The 1,090-nt window shown below is 62.4% G+C and carries 1 protein-coding gene; it reads right to left on the bottom strand.

The features are described 5' to 3' along the window. Positions 1 to 1,090 (bottom strand): IS3 family transposase gene (locus tag BN874_RS15175; RefSeq protein ID WP_154724962.1). Its coding sequence is split into 2 segments (ribosomal slippage), with 1,091 coding nucleotides annotated over them: positions 1 to 913 and positions 913 to 1,090; the frame shifts between segments, so codons are not numbered across the junction. This gene is flagged as partial in the annotation.

Raw genomic sequence — 1,090 nt, 5'->3', positions numbered from 1 at the left:
TGATCGGGATACTTGCAAACCCAGTCTTGAAGGAACTGAGTCGGCGAATTGTAGCCCAGCGTGGAGTGGCGGCGACTCCGGTTGTAGAACACTTCGATGTATTCGAACAAATCGGCTTCAGCGGCAGCCCGAGTCGCGTAGGTTGTGCCATGCACGCGCTCGTTTTTCAGGCTGTTGAAGAAGCTCTCGCTGGGCGCGTTATCCCAGCAGTTGCCCTTACGGCTCATTGAAGCGGTCATCCCGTAGTCGGCCCGCTTGGAACACAGAGCTTGGCTGGCGTATTGGCTGCCGCGATCACTGTGGAAGAGGACGCCCGCAGGGGGCTTACGCCGGAACCAAGCCATCGCCAGCGCGTCAGTGACGATGTCGGCGGTCATCCTGGGCTTGATCGACCAACCGACCATCTCGCGATTGAACAGATCCAGTACGATAGCCAGGTACAGCCAGCCTTCGCCGGTCTGGATAGAGGTAATGTCGCCGGTCCACACGCAGTTGGGCGCCATCGGGGTGAAGTTGCGAGCGAGCAGGTTCGGTGCCACCGGCATCGAGTGCTTAGAGTCGGTCGTGGCCTTGAAGCGCCGCAGGGAGCGCGCCCGGATGCCGTGTTCGCGCATCAGCCGCTCAATGCGACTTAACCCGATACAGTGGCCCCGGCCCTGGAGTTCCCGGTGCATGCGCCGCGAGCCGTAGGCGGCCTTCACTTCGGCGTGGATACTCTTCATCAACGCCACAGCCTGGGTGTCGCTCAGCCGGGTGGAGTCCGGTGTGCCGCCACGGCGCCAGGCGCGGTAGCCGCTGATACTGACCGCCAGCACCTCGCACAGGTCGAGCAACGGAGAGTGGCGGCGCTGCGCGTCGATCCAGGCGTACTTCACAGCACATCCTTCGCAAAGTACGCCGTCGCTTTTTTTAGGAGGTCGACGTGCATCTTCAGCCGCACGTTCTCCGCGCGCAGCCGGGATAGCTCCATTTGTTCGGGCGTGATCGGCTTAGTGCCAGGGGCATTGAGCTTGCCCGCAGCCGAGGCCTTGACCCAGTTACGCAGCGTCTGCTCCACCAAGCCCAGCTCACGCGCACCAAGACCTACCCC

The sequence above is a fragment of the Candidatus Contendobacter odensis Run_B_J11 genome (assembly GCF_000531125.1).
GTDB lineage: Bacteria > Pseudomonadota > Gammaproteobacteria > Competibacterales > Competibacteraceae > Contendibacter > Contendibacter odensensis.
This window is presented reverse-complemented; position numbering and strand designations above follow the sequence as displayed.